Annotated in this window: 20 protein-coding genes; 5 read left to right on the forward strand and 15 right to left on the reverse strand. The window is 67.1% G+C overall.

The features are described from left to right. Window positions 1–10: 10 nt before the first annotated feature. The 3 genes from BW970_RS03310 to BW970_RS03320 all read right to left on the reverse strand — a co-directional run bounded on the left by BW970_RS03310 (window position 11) and on the right by BW970_RS03320 (window position 966). Window positions 11–193: a hypothetical protein gene (locus BW970_RS03310; RefSeq protein WP_076528621.1), complete on the reverse strand. Its 183-nt coding sequence runs from the start codon at window positions 191–193 to the stop codon at window positions 11–13. Window positions 194–251: 58 nt separating this feature from the next. Next, window positions 252–437, reverse strand: coding sequence for a hypothetical protein (locus BW970_RS03315; RefSeq protein WP_076528623.1), 186 nt, complete (start codon window positions 435–437; stop codon window positions 252–254). Window positions 438–537: 100 nt separating this feature from the next. Beyond that, window positions 538–966 carry an organic hydroperoxide resistance protein gene (locus BW970_RS03320; RefSeq protein ID WP_076528625.1) on the reverse strand — a complete coding sequence of 143 codons (429 nt, stop codon included), beginning with the start codon at window positions 964–966 and terminating at the stop codon, window positions 538–540. Window positions 967–1,069: 103 nt separating this feature from the next. On the opposite strand from BW970_RS03320, the gene BW970_RS03325 reads away from it, so the two are divergent. Continuing rightward, the gene (locus tag BW970_RS03325; RefSeq protein WP_076528627.1) at window positions 1,070–1,501 is read left to right on the forward strand and encodes a MarR family winged helix-turn-helix transcriptional regulator; all 432 of its coding nucleotides are present in this window, start codon (window positions 1,070–1,072) and stop codon (window positions 1,499–1,501) included. Here BW970_RS03325 and queG read toward each other — a convergent pair. From queG to BW970_RS03345, 4 genes are all read right to left on the reverse strand, one after another. Then, entirely contained in the window at window positions 1,442–2,512 is a 1,071-nt protein-coding gene (queG, locus tag BW970_RS03330; RefSeq protein WP_076528629.1) for a tRNA epoxyqueuosine(34) reductase QueG, read from the reverse strand. The two genes, BW970_RS03325 and queG, sit on opposite strands and share 60 nt — an antisense overlap. A gap of 88 nt (window positions 2,513–2,600) precedes the next feature. Further along, window positions 2,601–3,266: an FtsZ-binding protein FzlA gene (gene fzlA, locus BW970_RS03335; RefSeq protein ID WP_076528631.1), complete on the reverse strand. Its 666-nt coding sequence runs from the start codon at window positions 3,264–3,266 to the stop codon at window positions 2,601–2,603. A gap of 53 nt (window positions 3,267–3,319) precedes the next feature. Next, window positions 3,320–4,072: a monofunctional biosynthetic peptidoglycan transglycosylase gene (gene mtgA / locus BW970_RS03340; RefSeq protein ID WP_076528633.1), complete on the reverse strand. Its 753-nt coding sequence runs from the start codon at window positions 4,070–4,072 to the stop codon at window positions 3,320–3,322. 185 nt (window positions 4,073–4,257) lie between these two features. Then, complete coding sequence (locus tag BW970_RS03345; protein WP_076528635.1) at window positions 4,258–5,937, reverse strand: acyl-CoA dehydrogenase family protein; 1,680 nt, start codon at window positions 5,935–5,937, stop codon at window positions 4,258–4,260. A 166-nt stretch (window positions 5,938–6,103) separates the two neighbouring features. Between BW970_RS03345 and BW970_RS03350 the strand changes: the two genes are divergently transcribed. Further along, the gene (locus tag BW970_RS03350; protein ID WP_076528637.1) at window positions 6,104–6,874 is read left to right on the forward strand and encodes a sulfite exporter TauE/SafE family protein; all 771 of its coding nucleotides are present in this window, start codon (window positions 6,104–6,106) and stop codon (window positions 6,872–6,874) included. A gap of 10 nt (window positions 6,875–6,884) precedes the next feature. Beyond that, window positions 6,885–7,658 (forward strand): alpha/beta fold hydrolase, encoded by a 774-nt coding sequence (locus BW970_RS03355; protein WP_076528639.1) that lies wholly within the window; start codon window positions 6,885–6,887, stop codon window positions 7,656–7,658. Between the two features lie 21 nt (window positions 7,659–7,679). On the opposite strand, the gene BW970_RS03360 is transcribed toward BW970_RS03355, so the two are convergent. Then, window positions 7,680–8,480: a ChaN family lipoprotein gene (locus BW970_RS03360; protein WP_076528641.1), complete on the reverse strand. Its 801-nt coding sequence runs from the start codon at window positions 8,478–8,480 to the stop codon at window positions 7,680–7,682. 70 nt (window positions 8,481–8,550) lie between these two features. Between BW970_RS03360 and cobU the strand changes: the two genes are divergently transcribed. Continuing rightward, on the forward strand, window positions 8,551–9,081 hold the full coding sequence (cobU, locus tag BW970_RS03365; protein WP_076528643.1) for a bifunctional adenosylcobinamide kinase/adenosylcobinamide-phosphate guanylyltransferase: 531 nt from the start codon (window positions 8,551–8,553) through the stop codon (window positions 9,079–9,081). Further along, window positions 9,078–9,656, forward strand: a complete 579-nt coding sequence (locus BW970_RS03370; RefSeq protein ID WP_076528644.1) for a histidine phosphatase family protein — start codon at window positions 9,078–9,080, stop codon at window positions 9,654–9,656. Before cobU ends, BW970_RS03370 begins: the two co-directional genes overlap by 4 nt. 21 nt (window positions 9,657–9,677) lie before the next feature. Here the strand turns inward: BW970_RS03370 and BW970_RS03375 are convergent, their stop codons facing one another. The 7 genes from BW970_RS03375 to BW970_RS03405 form a co-directional block, all read right to left on the reverse strand. Next, a complete protein-coding gene (locus BW970_RS03375; protein WP_076528646.1) occupies window positions 9,678–10,520 on the reverse strand; it encodes an SDR family oxidoreductase in 843 nt (280 codons plus the stop codon). A gap of 122 nt (window positions 10,521–10,642) precedes the next feature. After that, window positions 10,643–11,287, reverse strand: coding sequence for a 5'-methylthioadenosine/S-adenosylhomocysteine nucleosidase (locus tag BW970_RS03380; RefSeq protein ID WP_076528649.1), 645 nt, complete (start codon window positions 11,285–11,287; stop codon window positions 10,643–10,645). Then, a complete protein-coding gene (dxs, locus tag BW970_RS03385; RefSeq protein WP_076528652.1) occupies window positions 11,284–13,197 on the reverse strand; it encodes a 1-deoxy-D-xylulose-5-phosphate synthase in 1,914 nt (637 codons plus the stop codon). The genes BW970_RS03380 and dxs overlap by 4 nt, the downstream gene beginning before the upstream one ends. A gap of 111 nt (window positions 13,198–13,308) precedes the next feature. After that, the gene (locus BW970_RS03390; protein WP_076528654.1) at window positions 13,309–14,175 is read right to left on the reverse strand and encodes a polyprenyl synthetase family protein; all 867 of its coding nucleotides are present in this window, start codon (window positions 14,173–14,175) and stop codon (window positions 13,309–13,311) included. Beyond that, window positions 14,175–14,408, reverse strand: coding sequence for an exodeoxyribonuclease VII small subunit (locus BW970_RS03395; protein WP_076528656.1), 234 nt, complete (start codon window positions 14,406–14,408; stop codon window positions 14,175–14,177). Before BW970_RS03395 ends, BW970_RS03390 begins: the two co-directional genes overlap by 1 nt. After that, window positions 14,405–15,340, reverse strand: coding sequence for a histone deacetylase family protein (locus tag BW970_RS03400; protein WP_076528658.1), 936 nt, complete (start codon window positions 15,338–15,340; stop codon window positions 14,405–14,407). Before BW970_RS03400 ends, BW970_RS03395 begins: the two co-directional genes overlap by 4 nt. Further along, on the reverse strand, window positions 15,340–16,314 hold the full coding sequence (locus BW970_RS03405; protein ID WP_076528660.1) for a complex I NDUFA9 subunit family protein: 975 nt from the start codon (window positions 16,312–16,314) through the stop codon (window positions 15,340–15,342). The genes BW970_RS03400 and BW970_RS03405 overlap by 1 nt, the downstream gene beginning before the upstream one ends. Window positions 16,315–16,363 lie beyond the last annotated feature (49 nt).

Here is a 16,363-nt window from a genome sequence, read left to right on the forward strand (position 1 = left end):
GCGCGGGTCGTCAGGCCCGCGCCTGCTGTCGCGCCAGGCGCATGAACTGAACCCGTGCACGCACCTCCTGCCGTTCCACCGGCACCACCCGCAACGAGGCCAGCGGTGCGACATCCGCACGGGCATAGCCCCAGAACGCCTTCAATCCGGCGGGGGCCTTGGGTCTTGGCATCTTGATCTTTTCGCGTCGCATCACATCCACTCCGCTCCGCCGCATCCCATAGCGGCGGAACGCGGCGGAACCATGACACTCAGGCCAGTCGCCCGCGCGCGATGCGCAGGAATTGAACGATCCGGCTTTGCCCCGCCGCCGGGCGCGCAACATGGAACGTCTCGCGCGGGGTGCGGTCAAGGCGCAGGAATTCCGCCGCGCGGGCTTTGCCAGCAGGGGCGCGACGGTCGGCGATATGGCGGCCTTCTTGGGTCGGTCGTTGCATCGGTCTTCCTCCTCCTCCTCGGAACGGGCAGCCACCATACCGCACAACCGGGCCGCACCCAAGCCCCCCGCATGCGGCGCAGCAGGGACTTGCCGATCCGTCAGACCACGACCGTCTCGACCGCGATATTGCCCTTGGTGGCATGGGAATAGGGGCAGATGAAATGGCCGCGCTCGGCGATCTTTTCGGCAACCGCACGATCGACACCCGGCATGGAGACCTCCAGCGTCACGCTCAGACCAAAGCCGCCTTCAGTTCTCGGGCCAATGCCGACACTGGCGCGCACCGTAGCATCCGCAGGCACGGCCCCCAGCTTTTCCGCCCCCGCAACAAACCGCATCGCCCCCAGATAGCAGGCCGCATATCCCAGCGCAAAGAGCTGTTCGGGGTTGTTGCCCTGCCCGCTGCCCCCCAGTTCCTTGGGTGGCGCCAGCTTGACCGCCAGCCCGCCATCGTCCAGCGCGCTGCTGCCATCGCGCCCCCCACCGGTAGCCGTGGCCGACGCTGTGTATTTTACCGATATGGCCATAGATTCCTCCATTGCGATTAAATCGTATACGATACAACTACGGCCTGCCTGGCCACCTGTCAACCCGCTTGCGATTAACTCGCGTGCGATATATCTGCATGGTATGACCCCTGACCTGCCTCACATGATCTGCTTTGCGCTCTATTCCGCCAGCCATGCGATGCAGGCGGCCTACAAGCCGCTGCTGGATCCGCTGGGCCTGACCTATCCCCAATATCTCGTCCTGACAGACCTCTGGGGGCAGAACGACCAGACCGTCGGCGCGCTTGGCCGCGCGCTGCGGCTGGAATCCAACACGCTCACCCCGCTGCTGAAGCGGATGGAAGCCCAGGGCCTGATCAGCCGCAGCCGCGACAAGGCCGACGAGCGTCAGGTCCGCATCAGGCTGACGCAAGAGGGTCAGGCGATGCAGGCACGCGCGGCCCATGTGCCGGGCTGCCTGCTGGAACGCACAGGGCTGACGCTGGACCAGGCCTCAGATCTGCGCGACGCCATCACCGCCCTGCGCGACAGGCTGCTCGCCAGCCGCGACTAGCCGCGCCACTGCCCACCGGGCCGCATCGGCCACTGCGGGATCGGCATCCTCGACCAGGGCTGCCGCCAAGGGGCGCAGACGCGCCAGCCCGGAATTTCCGATCGCATACAGCACATTGCGGACCATGCGGTCCCGCCCGATCCGCTTGATCGGGCTGCCAGAGAACATCGCGCGGAATCCGGCATCATCCAGCACCACCAGCTCCTCCAGCCGCGGCGCGCCGACACGATGGGCATAGCCGATCTCGCGCGCCGCGACCGCGAACTTGTTCCAGGGACAGACCGCCAGACAATCGTCACACCCATAGATCCGGTTGCCCAGCAACCCGCGCAACGCCTCGTCCACCGGCCCCCTGTGCTCGATGGTCAGATAGGACACACAGCGCCGTGCATCCAACTGGAAGGGCGCCGGAAAGGCACGGGTCGGGCAGGCATCCAGACAGGCGGTGCAACTGCCGCAATGCGGAAGCTGGGGCGCATCGGGTTCCAGCTCCAGCGTGGTAAAGATCGCTCCCAGAAAGAACCAGTTGCCCAGATCGCGCGACAAAAGGTTGGTATGCTTGCCCTGCCAGCCAAGACCCGCCGCCTCGGCCAGCGGCTTTTCCATCACCGGGGCAGTATCGACAAAAACCTTGATCTCGCCCCCGGCCTGCTCCAGCAACCAGCGCCCCAAGCGCTTGAGCCGCCGCTTCACCAGATCGTGATAATCCTTGCCCTGCGCATAGGCGGCGACAGCCCCCAGGGCAGGCTCCTTCAGGATGGCAAGCGGGTCGGTGGCAGGCTGATACGGCTCTGCCAGCATGATCACCGATTTCGCCTCGGCCCACAGCGCCACCGGATCACCGCGCCACTGCATCCGCTCGGCCATCCAGCCCATCTGCCCATGATGCCCGCGGGCGACATATTCCGCCAGCCGCGCGGCAGCCTGTGGAACTGCATCGGGACGACAGATGCCCATCGCAGCAAAGCCCTCGGCCTGCGCCTGCGCCAGCAGTCGGTCCTTAAGGTTCATCTTGCCGGAAATACCCTCGGGGTTTCCAAAGGGGGGCGAGCCCCCCTTTGGGCGGGGGTGCGGGGGCGTCAGCCCCCGCCCGTCCTGATCAGAAGTCGAGGTTGGCATAATCGGCATGAGGCGGGCTGCCCGGCACCTGATCGGCCAGCAGGGACCGGAACGAGGGGCGCGACTTGATCTTGGCATACCAGTCCTTGACCGCCGATTGCCGGTGCCAGTCCACATCCGCACCGTAATCCAGACAGCTCAGATGCGCGGCGGCGGCAAAATCGGCCAGCGTCATCTGGTCGCCTGCCAGCCAGCGGCGCTGCTCCAGCAGCCAGGCCATGTAGTCCAGATGATACTTGAACCGCGCCACCCCCTCGCGGATCGCCTTGCCATCGGGATAGCCGGATTTGGTGACCTTTTTCATCAGCCGCTCGTAATGCAACTTGGCCGTCACCTCGTGGTGGAACTTGTCGTCGAACCAGGCACACAGACGCCGCACTTCATAGCGCTTCATCGGATCGCGCGGGATCAGCTGCGGCTCGGGGACCGTCTCGTCCAGATATTCACAGATCGCCTGGCTTTCGCTTAGCACCCGGTCGCCCAGACGCAGCACCGGCACCTTGCCTGCCGGATTTCGGCGCAGGAATTCCGCGCCCTGTTCCCAGTAACGTTCCTCGACCAGTTCCACCTCGATGCGTTTTTCACCCAGCGTCAGGCGGACCTTGCGGCAAAAGGGCGACAGCGGAAAATGGAACAGGCGGTTCATGGCACTCGGTTGTGGGGACGGACGCCCCTCCTTGCACCGCCCGGCGGCGGAATTCAACCCGCCGTACCTTCGAAACAGGCCGCGCGGCCATCGGCGGCAATGGTTTGCGCACCGTCCATGATGCTGGCTGTGCGGCGGCGTTGCCAGTCGGTGGGGCGGGCGGCACTGCGCCGCTTGGGATCGGGCAGCACCATGGCCAGCCGCGCGGCCTGGGTCGGCGTCAGCTTGTCCGGCGTGACCTTGAAGTAATGCGCCGCCGCCGCCCTGACCCCGAAAACTCCCTCGTCGAATTCTGCGATGTTCATGTAGACTTCGAGGATCCGGCGCTTGGACCAGAAGGTTTCCACCACCGGGGTCAGCGTCGCCTCCAGCGCCTTGCGGGTCCAGCTGCGATCCTGCCAGAGGAACACGTTCTTGACCACCTGCTGGCTGAGCGTCGAGGCGCCGCGATTGCCACCCTGATCCAGCGCCTGGCGGATCGCGGCCATGTCAAAGCCCCAGTGCAGGCAATAGTTCGCATCTTCCGCCGCGACGATCGAACGGGCCATGACCGGCGCGATCTCGTCCCAGCCGGCCCAGTCGTAGCTGATGCCCCCCAGCCGCGCCGCTTCAGAGCGCATGTAGAGATTGCGCGGCGGCGTCACCAGCGAAAGGATCGCGATCCAGGCCAGGACCAGCGCCAATGACAGCGCAAGGCCGCGCATGGCCCAACGCAGCCCTTGCCGCAGGCGGCGGCGCAAGGCGGACGGCGGCGCTTTGGCGGCCTTGCGGGAGCGGCGTTTCTTTGCGGGCGTCTCGTCGGTCATCGCGCTTCCAGATCATGGCGGGGCGCCCGGCGTCAAGCGCCCCCCCCGCTGGCCCGTCCGGATCGACCGTCGGGGGAAAGGGGGCCGTCGGCCCCCTCTGGCCCGTTCCGGGCCATTCACCCCCGAGGGTATTTGGCGCAAGATGAACCGGCAAGACGTTCCGTGCCTTGCGGTCCGGCGCAGGATCAGTCCAGCAGGCGGCGCGCGATGACCTGGGCCTGGATTTCGCCCGCGCCCTCGAAGATGTTCAGGATCCGGGCGTCGCACAGGATGCGGCTGATCTGGTATTCCAGCGCAAAGCCGTTGCCGCCGTGGATCTGGAGCGCATTGTCGGCCGCGGCCCAGGCGACACGGGCGCCCAGCAGCTTGGCCATGCCGGCCTCCAGATCGCAGCGTTTGTCGTGGTCTTTCTGCCAGGCGCTGAAATAGGTCAGTTGGCGGGCCATCATGATTTCCACCGCCATCATGGCCAGCTTGTCGGCCACGCGGGGGAAGGCGATCAGCGGCTTGCCGAACTGGATGCGATCCTCGGCGTATTTCATGCCGACTTCGAGCGCATTCTGCGCCACACCGATGGCACGGGCCGCGGTCTGGATGCGCGCGGATTCGAACGTCTGCATCAGTTGCTTGAAGCCCTGCCCTTCGACGCCGCCCAGCAGGTTCTCGCCCTTGACGGTGAAGCCGTCGAAGTTGACGGTATATTCCTTCATGCCGCGGTAGCCCAGCACCTCGATCTCGCCGCCCGACAGGCCGGGATCGACAAAGGGGGTGTCGTCGGTGCCGGGGGTCTTTTCAGCCAGAAACATCGACAGGCCGCGATAGTCGGTCGTGCCGTCGACCGAGCGGGCCAGAACCGTCATCACATGGGTGCGGGCGGCATGGGTGATCCAGGTCTTGTTGCCGGTGATCTGCCAGTCATCGCCCGCACGTCTGGCGCGGGTGCGCAGAGCGCCCAGATCGGACCCGGTGTTGGGTTCGGTGAACACCGCCGTCGACAGGATCTCGCCCGAGGCGAGGCCCGGCAGCCATTTCGTCTTTTGTTCGTCGGTCCCGCCGCACAGGATGAGTTCGGCCGCGATTTCCGAGCGGGTGCCCAGCGAGCCGACGCCGATATAGCCGCGCGACAGCTCCTCGGTGACGACGACCATGCTGGCCTTGGACAGCCCCAGACCGCCCAGGTTTTCCGGGATGGTCAGGCCGAACACGCCCATTTCGGCCAGTTCGTCGATCACCTCCATCGGGATCAACTCGTCCTTTAGGTGCCAGTCATGGGCGCGCGGCGCGATCTTGTCGTCGGCATAGCGGCGGAACTGGTCGCGGATCATTTCCAGTTCTTCGTCCAGGCCGGTGGCGCCAAAGGTGGCGCGGCCATGATTCTCGCGCATCAGGGCAACCAGGCGGGCGCGGGCGGCCGTGGTATTGCCGCCCATCAGCGCCGTGACCGCAGGGGCGGCCAGACCCGCCAGATCCTCGGCCGTCAGCCCCAGATCGGCCGGGCGCACCACCTCGCCCTGGTTCATCGGGATGCCACCGGCGATCTGGCACAGATATTCCGCGCAGCCGATCTGAAGGATCAGCCCTTCCATTTCGCCAAAGGCGCCTGCCTCGGACAGGCGCCCGGCCCAGCCCTGCATCTGGCGCAGCGATTCCACATAGGTCGCCAGCCATGCCAGGCCATGGGCCGCGCGCTGTTCGGCTTCGAGAGCGCGGGCGCTGATCTTGCCCTCGACCGTGACCAAGGCCCGCAGGCATTCGGTCGCACGGGCCAGCAGCGCCTCGACGGGCGGCAGCGCCTCGGCGACGAGAGCGGTCAGACCGGGCATCAGGGCGGTGGCAGGGGACAGGTCCTGGCCATCATGGGGCATGGGAAGACTCCTTGATCCTTTGGGTGCGGGATAATCCTTTCGCAGATGCAGCGCAACAATAATTCGCCTATACCCGCCATTCCGCAGGATTATGTCGCATCAATTTTTGGCAGTGCAGCGCCGCGCCAGCGGGTGTAGGACAACGCCCGGAACAAGGAGACATGCGATGGAAGTCATCTATGGCGGTCTGCCCGCCTGGGCCTTCTGGGCCGCCTGCGGCGTGACGCTGGTTGCGGGGTTTGTCAAAGGGGCGATCGGTTTTGCGATGCCGCTGATCATGATGTCGGCTTTCGGGTCGATCATGCCGCCGACCACGGCCCTTGCCGGGCTTATCCTTGCGACGCTGACGACCAACATCCACCAGACCTTTCGCTTTGGCTGGCGCGCGGCTGCGCAGAGCGCCTGGCAATACCGGCGCATGATCGTGACCACGGTGGCTGGCATTGTGATCACAGCACCCTTTGCCACCATGTTGCCGCAACAGGTGTTGCTGGGCCTGCTGGGGTTTCCGATTGCGGCCTTTGCGCTGATCCAGTTGTCGGGGCGCAGCCTGGCGCTGCGGCTGGAACACCGGCGGCGGGCCGAATACATGACCGGGATGATCGGCGGGCTGTATGGCGGGGTTTCGGGCATCTGGGGGCCGCCCATCGTGGTCTATCTGCTGTCCATCGGGGCGGCAAAGGCGGAATCGGTGCGCGTGCAAGGCGTGCTGTTCCTGATCGGCTCGGTGGTCCTGCTGGGCGCGCATCTCAACTCGGGAGTGCTGAATGCCCAGACGCTGCCGTTTTCGGCGGCGCTGATCGTGCCTGCGGCACTTGGCATGGCCATCGGTTTTCGCTTGCAGGACCGGCTGGATCCGGTTGTGTTTCGCCGCTGGACGCTGATCTTGCTGGCAATCACCGCGCTGAACCTGTTGCGCAAGGCCATTTTTGGGTAAGGACACCTACATGCTGAGCATCATCCGCCATGGCGAGGAACACCCCGGCGTGCCGCTGCTGATCGTGCACGGGCTGTTTGGCACGGGGCGCAACTGGGGTGTCATTGCGCGGCGGATCGGGGCCAGCCGGCCCGTGATCGCCGTCGATATGCGCAACCATGGCGACAGCCCGCGCTTTGCGACGCAAAGCTATGCCGACATGGCGGGCGATCTGGCCGAGGTGATCGCGGCCCATGGCGGGCAGGCCGATGTGCTGGGGCATTCCATGGGCGGCAAGGCGGCCATGGTGCTGGCGCTGACCCGGCCCGATCTGGTGCGCCGCCTGATCGTCGCAGACATTGCCCCGGTGGCCTATGGGCATACCCAATCGCACCATATCGCCGCGATGAAGGCGATGGATCTGACCGATCTGTCCACACGGGCCGAGGCCGACCGGAGGCTGTCCGCCACCGTGGCGGATGCGGGGCTGCGGGCGTTTTTCCTGCAATCGCTGGATCTCAAGGCGCAGCCGCCGCGCTGGAAGCTGAACCTTGATGTGCTGGAGGCAGAGATGCCCAGGATCATCGGCTTTCCCGAGATGTCCGGGCAATATGACGGCCCGGCCCTGTTCCTGACCGGGGCAGACTCGGATTACGTGCGCCGCGAGCATCGGCCCCGCATTCAGGCGATGTTTCCCAAGGCGCGCTTTGCCCGGCTGGCCGGGGCCGGACACTGGCTGCACGCCGACAAGCCACGCGAGTTCGAAGCGGCCATCAGCACCTGGCTGGAGGCAACGGGCGGCTGACCCCCGCAAGGGACGGCGCCGCTAGCCCAAGCTGGCACAGGGGTCGTCGCGCGGATGGGGCTCGGTGACGATCCACAGATCAAAAGGCGCATCGGGGCCGGGATCGGCCTCCATCTGCCCGACGGACAGCACCCGCGCCCCCGGCGCCGCAAGGGACAGGGCCGCAGGAACACCCTGATCGCGCCGCGCATGTCCGGTGCCGGTGATCACCACAACCGGCCCGCCGGTCGCCTCCAGTGCCGCGACGGCAGCCCGTGCAAGCGCCGCGTCCCGCAGCCGTTGAGCCTCGACCATGCCAGGCAACAGCGCGGCTGGCAATTTGCCGCAATGGGCGTCGTGCTGCAACGCCTCGCGCGCGGCCTGATCCGCAGGGTCAAGCGGCAGGTCCAGGCCATAGGCCGCTGCATCCGGCCCGAAAACGGCCGAGGCCCCGTCGCTGACCGCCCGCCGCACCTGAGATCGCGGGAGTGCGGCGCCCGCCACCTGCGCCTCGGGCGCCGCCGCAAAGATCGGGAAATACATCGCAAAATCCGGCCAGCCCGAGGCCGTCCAGTCCAGCGCCGCCTCCAGCCCGACAGGATCGGCACGCAGGGCGGGCGTGATACGGGCCGCCTGTTCGGCCGTCAGCATTTCGAACACCAGCGCCCTGGGGCGCAGCGCGGCGACCGCCTGCGTCTGATGGACGTGATGGAGCGGGTTGTCATGCACCTCGCCCAGGATGATCACATCGGCGCCCTGCATCGCATCGGGCAGGGCCTCGGGCGGGATGGGCCCGGACAGCGCAGGCAGCGCGCTCAGGATCAGGGCAAGCCATGGCTTCATCCCCCCACCCTGCCCGCTTGCCGGGTGGCGCGCAACGGGCCTATATCGGGTTTCAACCATGGAGCCTGCGATGCCCCTGCCCCCTCTCGCCCTTGTGACCGGCGGTGCCCGTTCCGGCAAATCCGCGCTGGCCGAACGGCTGGTCCGACTGGGCGCCGCGCCGCACAGCTACATCGCCACAGCCGAAGCCTGGGACGACGAGATGCGCGACCGCATCACACGTCATCGCCAGGACCGGGGCACAGGCTGGGTGACGGTCGAGGCGCCGCTGGACCTGCCCGCCGCGCTGGTCGAGGCGCGGGGCAGCGTGCTGATCGACTGCGCCACGCTGTGGCTGACCAACCACATGCTGGCCGGGAATGACCCCGAAGCGGAAACCGCGCGCCTGCTGGCTGCCCTTGCCGCCGCCCCTGTTCCGGTCGTGATCGTCTCGAACGAGGTGGGCTGGGGCATCGTGCCGGAAAACGCCCTTGCCCGCCGTTTCCGGGATGCGCAGGGCCGGCTGAATCAGCGGCTCGCCGCGATGGCCGATCTTGCCGTTCTGGTCGTCGCCGGCCTGCCCATGGTCCTGAAAGGCACATTGCCGGAGGAGCGCGCATGACCCGGTTTTACTGGCTGCGCCATGGTCCGACGCATCAGAAAGTGTTCACCGGCTGGCGCGACGTGCCTGCCGATCTGTCCGATACCGCGCTGATTGCGCGCATGGCCGCACAGTTGCCGCAGGACGCGCCGGTCGTCTCCTCGGACCTGCGCCGCGCAAGGGACACGGCCGATGCGCTGTGCGGCCCGCGTATGCGGCTGCCTGACATGCCGGGGCTGCGCGAATTGCACTTTGGCGACTGGGACGGGCTGGCGTTTTCCCAGATCGAGGCCCGCGACCCAGAGCTGTCCCGCGCCTATTGGGAAACGCCCGGCGACATCGCGCCCCCCGGTGGCGAAAGCTGGAACGAAACCTCGGACCGGGTGGAACGTTGCGTCCAGGCCCTCGCCGCCGCCAATCCGGGCCGACCCGTGATCATCGTGGCGCATCTGGGCGTGATCCTGACCCAGATCGCCCGCACCAGCGGCCACACCATTGCCAGCGCGATCGGCCTGTATGTCGAGCCGCTGTCGCTGACAGAGATCCAGTTCGATGGGTCAGACCGCCATCTGATCCGCACCAATCACCTTGCCTGAGGCGCGGCCCCGCCTGCCCCCCTAGCCGCCCTGCGCCAACAGCGCAGCCAGACCGCTGCGATAATCGGGATAGAGCAGGCGCACCCCCAGATCCGCCTTGATGCGATCATTGCGCACCCGCTTGGATTCGGCATAGAAGCTGCGCGCCATCGGCGTCATCTCCGCCTGATCCCAATCCTCGGCGGGGGGCGGCGGCAGACCCAGCAGGGCCGCCGCATGGGCCAGAACATCCTCTGGCGGCGCCGGATCATCGTCGCACAGGTTATAGACCGCGCCGGGATGAGGCTGCTTGATCGACGCCTCCAGCACCTGCGCGACATCCTCGACATGAATGCGCGAAAAGACCTGCCCCGGCTTGAGGATCCGCCGCGCCGTGCCGTTGCGCACCTTTTCGAACGGGCCGCGTCCGGGGCCATAGATGCCCGCCAGACGAAACACATGCAGCGGCTGCCCCAAGGCGGCCCATTCGGCTTCGGCGGCCACACGCTGATGGCCACGCCGGGTTGTCGGGGTCAGTGGCGTGTGCTCATCGACCCAACCGCCCTGATGGTCGCCATAGACCCCGGTGGTCGACAGATACCCCAGCCAGTCAAGGCGCGCGGCACCCAGTTCCGCCCGATAACGCGCCAGAACCGGATCTCCCTCCGGCCCCGGCGCAACCGATGCCAGCACATGCGAGACCTGGGCCAGAACCGGCCCCAGATCCTCGACCGGCCAGATCAGCGGCTCGACCCCGTCGGCGCGCAGGGCGCAGGCCCGCTCCGGGTCGCGGGTCGTCCCGATCACCCGCCACCCCTGCGGGATCAGGCGCCGGGCCAGTGCCTGCGCACAATACCCATGTCCAAGCGAAAGCAATGTGGTCATGGCCAGAGTCTCCCCCTCATGCAGGCCGGGGGCAAGGCCCGGTCCCGTGGCATCGCCCGCGGCGCCCCTGTGGACCATGGCAGCCCGCACCCCAGACTGGTCGGATCAAGACGCATCAGGCGTCAGAGCGCGATATCGCCATCGGCAAGCGCCGCGTCCAGCAGGTCGAGCGCATCGGCCAGGGCACGGTCGATCTGCCCCAGAAGCGCGGTCCAGTCCGCATAGCCGCGCAGATCCTCGGCCCCGTCCGAAATGCCGCGCAGCCCGATCAGCGGAATGCCGAACCTGTCCGCCGCGCGCAGCAGGGCAAAGGTCTCCATATCCACCATATCGGCGTCAATCCTGTCATATCCGGCGCCCGAAACGATATTGGCGCCGGTGGACAGCCGCGCAACGGCAAGGCCGGGGATCCGATGCGGCAACGGCACTTCGGCCGGCCAGTCGAGAAAGGGGGTCCGCCCCGGCTCGAACCCCAGCGGCGACGCATCCATGTCGCGCCACGAGACCGAGCCCACCTGGAACACCGCCGCCTGCGGCAGCCGCCGCGACCCCGCCGACCCAAGCGACACGATCAGCTGCGGCAAGGCCTGCCGCGCGCCCAGCACAGACAGCGCCGCCGTCAGGCTGACCGCCGCCTCGACAGGGCCAACGCCGGTCATCAGGGGCCGGATACGCGACCGCAACGCCGGGCCATATTCCGCCTCGGCCGCCATGACGAACAGCACCGGCACCCCGGCCACCAGCAGCGGCGAAGGAGTCAGGCTCATGCCCGGCGCCCGATCTGCTCGATTCCCAGCACCGTCAACACCTTGGCCTCGATCTGCCCGGCGTCCATCCCGGCAATGCGGTACATCGCCTCGGGGCTGGCCTGATCGATGAAGATATCCGGCAACACCATGGAGCGGTACTTCAACCCGCGGTCGAACGCGCCCTCCTCGGCCAGCAACTGGGCCACATGGCTGCCAAAGCCGCCGATGGCACCTTCCTCGATGGTGATCAGCGCCTCGTGATGACGGGCAAGTTGCAGGATCAGCGCGCGGTCCAGCGGTTTGGCAAAGCGGGCATCGGCCACCGTGGGCGCAAGGCCGCGCGCGGCCAGGGCCTCGGCCGCCTTCTGCACCTCGGCCAGACGGGTGCCAAAGGACAACAGCGCGACCCGGCTGCCCTCGCGCATCACGCGGCCCTTGCCGATCTCCAGCGGACGGCCGCGTTCGGGCAAGTCCACTCCCACACCATCGCCGCGCGGAAAACGGAAGGCGCTGGGGCCATCGTCCAGCGCCGCCGCCGTGGCCACCATATGCACCAGTTCCGCCTCATCGGCCGCCGCCATCACCACCATGCCCGGCAGATTGGCCAGAAACGCCACGTCAAAGGCGCCGGCATGGGTTGCCCCGTCGGCCCCCACCAACCCCGCCCGGTCTATGGCAAACCGCACGGGCAGACGCTGAATGGCAACATCATGCACAACCTGATCATAGCCACGTTGCAGAAAGGTGGAATACAGCGCGCAGAACGGCTTCATCCCGCCCGCGGCAAGACCGGCGGCAAAGGTGACGGCATGTTGTTCGGCAATCCCGACATCGAAACACCGCGCCGGGAAACGTTCGGCAAACAGGTTCAGGCCGGTGCCATCAGGCATGGCCGCCGTAATGGCGACGATCCGGCCATCCGCCTCGGCCTCCTTGAGCAGGGACCGGGCGAACACCTTGGTATAGCTGGGCGCATTCGACGGCGCCTTGTGCTGTTCGCCGGTCAGGACATCGAACTTCCCCGTCGCATGACCCTTGTCGCGGGCCCGTTCGGCCGGGGCATAGCCTTTGCCCTTTCTGGTCAGCACATGAATCAGAACCGGCCCCGTGGCGCGCGCCTTGGCCGTGCGCAGAACCGGCAGAAGCTGCTCCAGATCATGCCCGTCGATGGGGCCGACATAGGAAATGCCAAGGGCCTCGAACAACGTGCCGCCGACAGCCATGCCCTTGAGCATCTCCTTGGCGCGTTTCGCCCCCTCCTGGAACGGTTCGGGCAGGAATTTCACCGCGCCCTTGGCGGCTTCCTTCAAGTCCTGGAACGGCGCCCCGGCATACAGCCGCGACAGATAGGCCGACAGCGCCCCCACCGGCGGCGCAATCGACATTTCATTGTCGTTCAGAATGATGAACAGCCGCTTCTTCAACGCTCCGGCATTGTTCATCGCCTCGAAGGCCATGCCCGCGCTCATCGAACCATCGCCGATCACCGCCACCGCATCGCCGGGATCGCCGCCCAGATCGCGCGCAGCGGCAAAGCCCAGAGCGGCAGAGATCGAGGTGGAACTATGCGCCGCCCCGAACGGATCAAAGGGCGATTCCGCGCGTTTGGTAAACCCCGACAGCCCCCCCTCCTGCCGCAGGGTGCGGATGCGGTCGCGCCGTCCGGTCAGAATCTTGTGCGGATAGCACTGATGCCCGACATCCCAGACAAGCTTGTCGCGCGGCGCATCGAACACGGCATGAAGCGCCACGGTCAGCTCCACCACACCAAGGCCGGCACCCAGATGCCCCCCCGTCACCGAAACGGCGGAAATCGTCTCGGCACGCAGCTCGTCGGCCAGCGTCTTCAATTCGCGGTCGCTCAGCGCCTTGAGATCGGCGGGCACCGTCACACGGTCAAGCGTCGGGGTCTGGGGCCGTTGGGTCATGCGTTCCGCCTTGCCTTGCGCAGTCCTGGCTGCTTCATCTTGCCACAAATACCCTCGGGGGGTGAATTGGCCAACGGCCAAGAGGGGGCCGACAGCCCCCTTTTTCCGGTCTCAGCTCTCGCGCGCTATGACATATCGCGCCAAGGCCCGCAGCCCCTCTGCCCGCGCGCCATAAGGGGCAAGCGCCGCCTCTGCCTCGGCCACCAGCGCCGCGGCGCGGCTCTTGGCCCCTTCCAGCCCCAACAGGGAGACAAAGGTCGCCTTGCCTGCGGCCGCATCCTTGCGCAGCGCCTTGCCGGCCTTGGCTGCATCCCCTTCGACATCCAGCACGTCATCGGCGATCTGGAACGCCAGCCCCAGCGCACGGGCATAGCCTCCCAGCGGCGCGGGATCGGCGCCCGCCAGCACCGCACCGACCATCGCAGACCAGCCGATCAGCGCGCCGGTCTTGCCCGCCTGCAACCGGGTGATCTGGTCCAGTGTCAGGGGGGCGGGCGCGGTTTCGGCAGCGATGTCCAGCGCCTGGCCCAGCACCATGCCTTCGGCCCCCGAGGCGCGTGCAAGCTGCGCCACCAGCGCCAGCCGACGCTCGGCCGTGCCCAGGGCGGGCTCGGTCAGAAGCTGGAAGGCGAGGGTCTGAAGCGCATCGCCAGCCAGAATCGCCGTCGCCTCGTCCCATTTCACATGCACAGTCGGCTGGCCGCGACGCAAGGCATCGTCATCCATCGCAGGCAGGTCGTCATGCACCAGCGAATAGGCGTGCAGGCATTCGACCGCCGCTGCCGCGTCAATCGCCGCCGCGGTGCCAATCCCGTGCAGCGCCGCCGATTCCAGCACCAGAAACCCGCGCAGCCGCTTGCCGCCCGTCACCGCATAGCGCATGGCATGGGCAACCTGCTGATCGGGCAGCGCCGTCATGGCAGCGTCAAGATGGGTCGCGATCGCCGCCTGCGCGGCGGCCAGACGTTCGGGAAACATCACATACCTTCGGCGGGCACCGTTCCCACTGCTGCCCCGTCGCGGGCGCGGATCAGTTCCACCTTTTCCTCGGCGGCGCGCAGCTTGGCATCGCAATGCGCCTTCAGGGTCGCACCACGTTCATACAGCGCGATCGATTCCTCCAGCGGCACCGAGCCGGATTCCAGCTTGCGCACCACGTCTTCCAGTTCGGCCATCGCGGCCTCGAAGCTCAGGGCGGACAGTTCGGTCATCGGGAATGCTCCATCAGTTCGGCGACATGCGCGGCGACCGAAGCCCCCAGCGCGTCCAGATCATAGCCGCCTTCAAGGGCGGATACCAACCGCCCGCCACACTGATCCTGTGCAATCTCACACAGGCGGCGGGTCAGCCAGGCAAAATCGCTTTCATCCCAGTCCAGATTGGCCAGCGGATCGGCCTCATGCGCATCGAATCCGGCAGAGACGAGGATCAGTTCGGGCTCGAATTCCTCCAACTCGGGCCAGACCTGGGTATCGTAGGCTGCGCGCATCGCCGCGCCATCGGTGCCGGGGCGCAGGGGGACGTTCAGCACATTGCCATGTGCCCCCGTCTCCGTGGCCCGCCCGGTGCCGGGATACAGCGGCCATTGATGCGACGAGATGAACAGAACGCGCGGATCGTCCCACAGGATGTCCTGCGTGCCATTGCCATGGTGGACATCGAAATCCACGATCGCCACCCGGTGCAACCCGTGCAGATCAAGCGCCCGCTTGGCCGCGATGGCGACATTCCCGAACAGACAGAACCCCATCGCGCGCTGGCGTTCGGCATGGTGGCCGGGCGGCCGGCAGGCGACAAAGGCGTTGGTCGCCTTGCCGGTCAGCACATCATCCACCGCCGCACCGACACCCCCGACCGCGCGCAACGCAGCTTCCAGCGAGCCCGGCGACAGGAAGGTATCGCCATCAAGGGTGTTGAACCCGGTCAGCGGGATATTGGCGCGGATCGCCGCCAACCGGCCAGCCGGATGGGCGCGCAGCACCTCGGCCTCGTCCGCCATCGGGGACTCTCGCCGTGCCAGCGCATCGAACCGCGCAGGTGCCAGCGCCCGCGCCACTGCCGCCATCCGCTCGACCCGCTCGGGGTGCCCTTCGGGGGTCAGGTGCCGCAGGCTGTCCGCGTGGGAATATAGCGCCGTGGCCATCAGGCCTTCATGTTCCTGGCCGAATCCTTGATGGCCGCATATTGCCCTGCCGGACGAAAGCGCCACAGATATTCCGGCAGCACGGTATCGACGCCCGTTGGCTGGATGCCCAGATCCGCCAATCCGCGCGCGCCGTCGGAGACCACCGTATCGTGCCGCAGGCTGCGCAGCTGGTCGCGGGTCACAAGCGTATTCTCCACCAGCCCCATCGTGACCGCCTGCACCATATCCGCCGCAAAGGCCATCGGCACGCTAAGCCCGATGGGCAACGGCAGGATCACCCGCTTGCGCTGGATCACGGTCAGGATGCGCTCCATCACCTCACGCAGGGTCATCACCTCGGGGCCGCCGAGTTCGTAGATGCCCGGCGCGGCCTGCCCGGTTGCGCCCAGGACGGCAGCCTGGGCGACATCCTCGACATAGACCGGCTGGAACCGGGTCGCGGCGCCGGGCAACGGGATCAGCGGCATCATGCGCGCCATGGAGGCGAAACGGTTGAAGAAGGAATCGTCCGCACCAAAGATCACCGAAGGGCGCAGGATCACGGCGCCGGGATAGGCGGCCAGAACCGCCGCCTCGCCCGCGGCCTTGGTGCGGGCATAGTCCGACTCGCCCCCGGCGATCGCCGAGACATGGACAAGATGCGGAACGCCCAGTTCGGTGGCAATGCCGGCCACGCGGCCCGCGCCCTCGTCCTGAACCGCGTCAAAGGTGTTCTTGCCCAGACCGTTCAGGATGCCGACGCAATTCACCACCGCATCGGCACCGTTCATCGCGGCGCGCACCGATGCGTCGTCACGGATGTTGCACAGCACCGGCACCACCTGCCCCGGCGCACCATAAGGACGGACGAACCCGGCCTCACCCGGACGGCGCACGGCCACGCGTACCCGCCAGCCTGCCCGCGCCATGCGCCGCGCGACATACCGGCCGACAAACCCCGATCCGCCGTAGATGGTCACAAGCCTGGACATGCGGTTCACTCCTTGACGCTTTGGAATGTCTTTAGCGCCATGATGCGGT

Origin of the sequence: Gemmobacter megaterium (assembly GCF_900156815.1) — a bacterium.
Lineage (GTDB): Bacteria > Pseudomonadota > Alphaproteobacteria > Rhodobacterales > Rhodobacteraceae > Wagnerdoeblera > Wagnerdoeblera megaterium.

Excerpts from the sequence above, each read along its gene's own strand:
- BW970_RS03310 (WP_076528621.1), bottom strand. The coding sequence starts at position 193 with ATGCGACGCGAAAAGATCAAGATGCCAAGACCCAAGGCCCCCGCCGGA.
- BW970_RS03315 (WP_076528623.1), bottom strand. The coding sequence starts at position 437 with ATGCAACGACCGACCCAAGAAGGCCGCCATATCGCCGACCGTCGCGCC.
- BW970_RS03320 (WP_076528625.1), bottom strand. The coding sequence starts at position 966 with ATGGCCATATCGGTAAAATACACAGCGTCGGCCACGGCTACCGGTGGG.
- BW970_RS03325 (WP_076528627.1), top strand. The coding sequence starts at position 1,070 with ATGACCCCTGACCTGCCTCACATGATCTGCTTTGCGCTCTATTCCGCC.
- queG (WP_076528629.1), bottom strand. The coding sequence starts at position 2,512 with ATGAACCTTAAGGACCGACTGCTGGCGCAGGCGCAGGCCGAGGGCTTT.
- fzlA (WP_076528631.1), bottom strand. The coding sequence starts at position 3,266 with ATGAACCGCCTGTTCCATTTTCCGCTGTCGCCCTTTTGCCGCAAGGTC.
- mtgA (WP_076528633.1), bottom strand. The coding sequence starts at position 4,072 with ATGACCGACGAGACGCCCGCAAAGAAACGCCGCTCCCGCAAGGCCGCC.
- BW970_RS03345 (WP_076528635.1), bottom strand. The coding sequence starts at position 5,937 with ATGCCCCATGATGGCCAGGACCTGTCCCCTGCCACCGCCCTGATGCCC.
- BW970_RS03350 (WP_076528637.1), top strand. The coding sequence starts at position 6,104 with ATGGAAGTCATCTATGGCGGTCTGCCCGCCTGGGCCTTCTGGGCCGCC.
- BW970_RS03355 (WP_076528639.1), top strand. The coding sequence starts at position 6,885 with ATGCTGAGCATCATCCGCCATGGCGAGGAACACCCCGGCGTGCCGCTG.
- BW970_RS03360 (WP_076528641.1), bottom strand. The coding sequence starts at position 8,480 with ATGAAGCCATGGCTTGCCCTGATCCTGAGCGCGCTGCCTGCGCTGTCC.
- cobU (WP_076528643.1), top strand. The coding sequence starts at position 8,551 with ATGCCCCTGCCCCCTCTCGCCCTTGTGACCGGCGGTGCCCGTTCCGGC.
- BW970_RS03370 (WP_076528644.1), top strand. The coding sequence starts at position 9,078 with ATGACCCGGTTTTACTGGCTGCGCCATGGTCCGACGCATCAGAAAGTG.
- BW970_RS03375 (WP_076528646.1), bottom strand. The coding sequence starts at position 10,520 with ATGACCACATTGCTTTCGCTTGGACATGGGTATTGTGCGCAGGCACTG.
- BW970_RS03380 (WP_076528649.1), bottom strand. The coding sequence starts at position 11,287 with ATGAGCCTGACTCCTTCGCCGCTGCTGGTGGCCGGGGTGCCGGTGCTG.
- dxs (WP_076528652.1), bottom strand. The coding sequence starts at position 13,197 with ATGACCCAACGGCCCCAGACCCCGACGCTTGACCGTGTGACGGTGCCC.
- BW970_RS03390 (WP_076528654.1), bottom strand. The coding sequence starts at position 14,175 with ATGTTTCCCGAACGTCTGGCCGCCGCGCAGGCGGCGATCGCGACCCAT.
- BW970_RS03395 (WP_076528656.1), bottom strand. The coding sequence starts at position 14,408 with ATGACCGAACTGTCCGCCCTGAGCTTCGAGGCCGCGATGGCCGAACTG.
- BW970_RS03400 (WP_076528658.1), bottom strand. The coding sequence starts at position 15,340 with ATGGCCACGGCGCTATATTCCCACGCGGACAGCCTGCGGCACCTGACC.
- BW970_RS03405 (WP_076528660.1), bottom strand. The coding sequence starts at position 16,314 with ATGTCCAGGCTTGTGACCATCTACGGCGGATCGGGGTTTGTCGGCCGG.